The sequence below is a fragment of the Hansschlegelia zhihuaiae genome, from assembly GCF_004103825.1.
Classification (GTDB): domain Bacteria; phylum Pseudomonadota; class Alphaproteobacteria; order Rhizobiales; family Methylopilaceae; genus Methylopila; species Methylopila zhihuaiae.
The window spans coordinates 183831-188245 of record NZ_RYFI01000009.1 but is presented as its reverse complement, the minus strand read 5'-3'; the positions used below and the strand labels follow the sequence as shown (position 1 = coordinate 188245).

General features: G+C 72.1%; 4 protein-coding genes. All 4 read left to right on the top strand.

Features of this window, described 5'->3' with window-relative positions:
- Positions 1–159 precede the first annotated feature (159 nt).
- On the top strand, positions 160–1524 hold the full coding sequence (locus tag EK403_RS11255; protein ID WP_128777582.1) for a leucyl aminopeptidase family protein: 1365 nt from the start codon (positions 160–162) through the stop codon (positions 1522–1524).
- A 115-nt stretch (positions 1525–1639) separates the two neighbouring features.
- Positions 1640–2497: a C40 family peptidase gene (locus tag EK403_RS11250; protein ID WP_245479642.1), complete on the top strand. Its 858-nt coding sequence runs from the start codon at positions 1640–1642 to the stop codon at positions 2495–2497.
- A 9-nt stretch (positions 2498–2506) separates the two neighbouring features.
- The gene (locus EK403_RS11245) at positions 2507–3640 is read left to right on the top strand and encodes a M23 family metallopeptidase (RefSeq protein WP_128777581.1); all 1134 of its coding nucleotides are present in this window, start codon (positions 2507–2509) and stop codon (positions 3638–3640) included.
- Complete coding sequence (locus EK403_RS11240; RefSeq protein ID WP_128777580.1) at positions 3634–3954, top strand: heavy metal-binding domain-containing protein; 321 nt, start codon at positions 3634–3636, stop codon at positions 3952–3954. The genes EK403_RS11245 and EK403_RS11240 overlap by 7 nt, the downstream gene beginning before the upstream one ends.
- Positions 3955–4415: the final 461 nt, after the last annotated feature.

Below are 4415 nucleotides of genomic sequence, written 5' to 3'. Positions count from 1 at the left end.
GGGGGGGGCCCCCATCCTATGCAGCCGATGGAGGCGCGGCGTCGAGAACGACGCTTGTCCCTGCGCGCTTGGCGCCGGATGGGTCCCGCCTCAAGGCCGCGACAAGCAGGCGTCGAATGTGCGATGACGTGCGCCCCGAAAATCCGACCGGACCCGCCGATGAGCTCGATCTTCGCCCCGTCCTCCGAAGCCGCGATCCCGGTCTGGTTCACGCCTGCGGGCGATCCTCCGCCGGACGCCGCACGGGGTGGGGCGAGGCCCGCCGGCTTCGAGGTCGCGGCGGGCCGTCATCTTCTGATCCCGGGGGCCGACGGAACGCTGGCGGGCGTCGTGTTCGGAGTCGAGGGCGACAAGGCGCGCGTCAGGAATCCGTTTCTTGCGGGCAAGCTGGTCGGCGCGCTGCCGGCCGGAAGCTACCGCTTCGAAGGCGCGGTCGGCGACCAGCGCCTCGCCGCCCTCGGCTTCGCGCTCGGGTCCTACCGGTTCCGGCGGTACAAGAAGGGCGAGGATGACGGCGTCCGGCTGGCCGCGCCCGACGGCGCGGACGTCGAAGCGCTGGACCGCACGGTCGAGGCCGTCGGCCTCGGCCGCGACCTCGTCAACACCCCGTCCAACGATCTCGGTCCGGAGGAGCTCGAGACCGCCATCCGCGAGCTCGCGGCCCGGCACGGCGCGGCGGTCTCCTCGATCGCCGGCGACGATCTGCTCGAGCAGAACTTTCCGCTCGTCCACGCCGTGGGCCGCGCCTCGACTCGTGCCCCCCGGATCGTGGACCTCGTCTGGGGCGAGGCCGGCCATCCCAGGGTCACCCTCGTGGGCAAGGGTGTGGTGTTCGACACCGGCGGGCTCGACATCAAGCCGTCCTCCGGCATGCTGCTGATGAAGAAGGACATGGGCGGATCGGCCGCCATGATCGCGCTCGCCGCCATGATCATGGGCGCGAAGCTGCCCGTGCGGCTCCGGCTGATCGTCGGCGCCGTGGAGAACGCGATCTCGGGCAACGCGTTCCGGCCGGGCGACGTCATCCCGAGCCGCAAGGGCCTGAACGTCGAGATCGGCAACACCGACGCCGAAGGCCGCCTGGTGCTGGCCGACGCGCTCGCGCTCGCGGACGCCGAGGCGCCCGAGATCCTGGTGGACGCCGCGACGCTGACCGGCGCGGCCCGCGTCGCGCTCGGGCCGGACCTGCCGCCGCTCTATACCGACGACGACGCCTTCGCCGACGACCTGCTGCGGCACGCGGCGGCCGAGCACGACCCGCTGTGGCGCATGCCGCTCTGGAACGCTTACGACGACCTGCTGTCGTCCAAGATCGCCGACGTGAACCACATCTCCGGCGGTGCCTTCGCGGGCTCGATCACGGCCGCGCTGTTCCTGCGGCGCTTCGTCGAGCAGGCGAAGAGCTGGGCGCATCTCGACATCTTCGCCTGGAACCCGTCGGCGAAGCCCGGCCGCCCCGAGGGCGGCGAGGTGCAGGGCGCAAGGGCGCTGATGGCGCTGCTGCAGGAAAGGTATGGGGGATGACGACTGCTCGTCATCCCGGCCGCAGGCGCGAGGCGGCGGAGAGCCGGGATCGCCATCCGAATGAAGCGCTTCTTCTTGCGCACGATCCCGGCCCGGCGCTTGCGCGTTGTCCGGGATGACGGTCCTCAAAGCCATGTCGCTCGATCCCCGCCTGACCCCCGCCAGACCCGACGTCGCCGCGGCGCATCTCAAGGGCCGCGTCGAGGCGCTCAGTTTCGTTGCGGGCGAGACCCGGCGCGTGGCGGTCGGCCACGCCGGCCTGCGGCGCGCGCCGGCGCCCTCCGCGCCGCTCGACACCGAGGTCCTGTTCGGCGAGGAAGTCGTGGTCTATGACGAGCTCGAAGGCTGGGCCTGGGGCCAGCTCAAGACCGACGGCTATGTGGGCTATCTGCCGTCCGCCGCGCTGAGCGGCGAGCTCGGGCCCGGAGCGACCCACCGGGTCGCAGCGATCCGGACGCTGCTGTTCCCGGGTCCCTCGATCAAACAGCCGCCGGTCGACGCGCTCTCCATGGGCGCGCGGGTTTCGGTCGTCGATTTCGAGGACCGGTTCGCGGTGCTGGACACCGGGGCCTATGCGGTCGCGGGCCACCTCAAGCCGCTCGACGCCTTCGAGGCGGACCCCGTGGCGGTCGCCGAGCGCTTCGTCGGGGCGCCCTATCTCTGGGGCGGCCGCACCAGCCTGGGCCTCGACTGCTCGGCCCTCGTCCAGACCGCGCTCGCGGCCTGCGGCGTCGAGGCGCCGCGCGACAGCGACATGCAGGAGGCGGCGCTCGGGACCGAGGCGCCGCTCGCCGAGGCGCGCGCCGGCGACCTGATGTTCTGGAAGGGCCACGTGGCCTTCGTGCGGGACCGCGACACGCTGGTCCACGCCAACGCGTGGGCCATGGCGGTCGCGCTCGAGCCGCTCCAGTCGGCCATCGAACGCATCCGCCGCGCGGGCGACGAGGTGACGAGCGTCCGCCGGCTGGGCTAGCGTCTCGCCATGCGAACGGTCTCCAAACCCCCGGGCCGCGCCCTCGCGGCCCTCGCTTTTTGCGCCGTCCCCGCCTTTTCCGCAAAGGCGATCGAGCTCTCGGCGCCGGTCGCCTGCCCGCCGGGGATGGTCTGCCCCGTGCAGAATCTGTTCGACCACGACCCGGGTCCGGCGATCCGCGACTTCGAGTGCAAGGCGCTCGGCTATGACGGGCATGACGGCGTCGACGTCCGCCTGCCCTCCATGGCCGCGCAGCGCGCCGGCGTCGAGGTGAAGGCCGCGGCCGACGGCGTCGTCCTGGGCATGCGGGACGGCATGGCGGATGTCGGAATCGCGGGCGCCGGCCGCGACGCGCTGAAAAACGTCGAATGCGGCAACGGCGTCATGATCCGCCACGACGCCGAGTGGTCCACGCAATATTGCCACATGGCGAACGGCTCGATCGCCGTGAAGACGGGCGACCAGGTGAAGCGCGGCCAGACGATCGGCCGCGTCGGGCTTTCGGGGCTGACCGAGTTCCCGCATCTCCATTTCGCGCTCCGCCGCAACGGCAAGCCGGTCGACCCCTACGCGCCCGACGGCCCGTCCTCGTCCTGCGAGACGGTGAAGGCGGCGTGGAGCGCGGACGCCGCGGCCGCGATGCGGATCGACACGCCGCTCGCCCTCAACGCCGGCTTCTCGGACGGCCCGGTTCCGGCCGCCGACATCGAAAGCGGCGCGGTCGAGACGCGGAAGCCCGGCGCCGACCCGGCGGCGCTGGTCGCCTATGTCCGGGTCATCGGGCTTGGCCGCGGCGACGGCCTGCGGCTGAGCCTCCTCGCGCCCGACGGCAGGGAGCTCGCGAAGAACGAGGTCCCGCCGGCCGACAAGCCCAAGGCCCAGTGGTCGGCCTTCGCGGGCCGCAAGCGGCCGGCGGAGGGCTGGCCGGCGGGGNGGGGGGCCGCAAGCGGCCGGCGGAGGGCTGGCCGGCGGGGATCTATCGCGCGGCCACCGAGATTCTTCGCGCCGGCAAGCCGCTCAAGACCAGTGAGGTCTCGATCCGGATCGGAGGGTGACGCCCGGCGCCATCCTTTTTCCCGAGGCGCGGGCGCCTATCTCAGGCGTCGGAGTTCGAAACGCCGAGGAGCGCCGAAAAGATGCTGATCACCACCACCGCGACCGTCGAGGGCCACCGGATCGTCCAGTATCACGGACTGGTCTCGGGCGAGGCGATCCTTGGCGCGAATGTCTTCCGGGACATGTTCGCCGCGATCCGCGACATCGTCGGCGGCCGCGCCGGCTCCTATGAGAAGGAGCTGAAGCGCGCCCGCGACATCGCGCTCGACGACATGGCCGACGAGGCCAAGGCGCGCGGCGCGAACGCCGTCATCGGCGTCGACCTCGACTACGAGACGGTCGGCAAGGAAGGCTCGATGCTGATGGTGACGGCCTCGGGAACGGCGGTGACGCTCGGCTGAGGCACCGCCGCCATGCCCCGGCCTTGAGCCGGGACCCATTTTGCGCCGCGGTTCGCCGATGTGTGGCTCGGACGGCGCCGGCCCTATCCCTCCCCTTGTGACAAGGGGGAAGTCGCGGCGCCGCCCTGATGTCCCGGCCTTGAGCCGGGACCTATTTTGCGCCGCGCGACCCGGATGGACGTCGCCGGCGCCGGGCGTCCTGCGCCCGCCGAGGCGGATGGGTCCCGGCTCAAGGCCGGGACATAAGCGCGGCGCTTGATGAGGGGCGCGCGCGGGCGCTCCGGGCCTCTCGGCTTCGGAGTTTCGTCGATCCCGCGATGTCAGACAGCTTGCATAAGGAGGCGCGGGTCGCCGCAGAGCCTCTGATGCTTGTGTGTGTGGCGCCTGCGGCGCCCGCGCACGGTTTTCGGCGAGGTCGAGACGCTCTGGACACGCCCAGGTCCTAGTGCCGGGGGTATGAC

What these genes read in the sequence shown, in the direction of transcription:
- EK403_RS11255 (WP_128777582.1), top strand. Translation starts at nt 160, where the DNA reads ATGAGCTCGATCTTCGCCCCGTCCTCCGAAGCCGCGATCCCGGTCTGG.
- EK403_RS11250 (WP_245479642.1), top strand. Translation starts at nt 1,640, where the DNA reads ATGACGGTCCTCAAAGCCATGTCGCTCGATCCCCGCCTGACCCCCGCC.
- EK403_RS11240 (WP_128777580.1), top strand. Translation starts at nt 3,634, where the DNA reads ATGCTGATCACCACCACCGCGACCGTCGAGGGCCACCGGATCGTCCAG.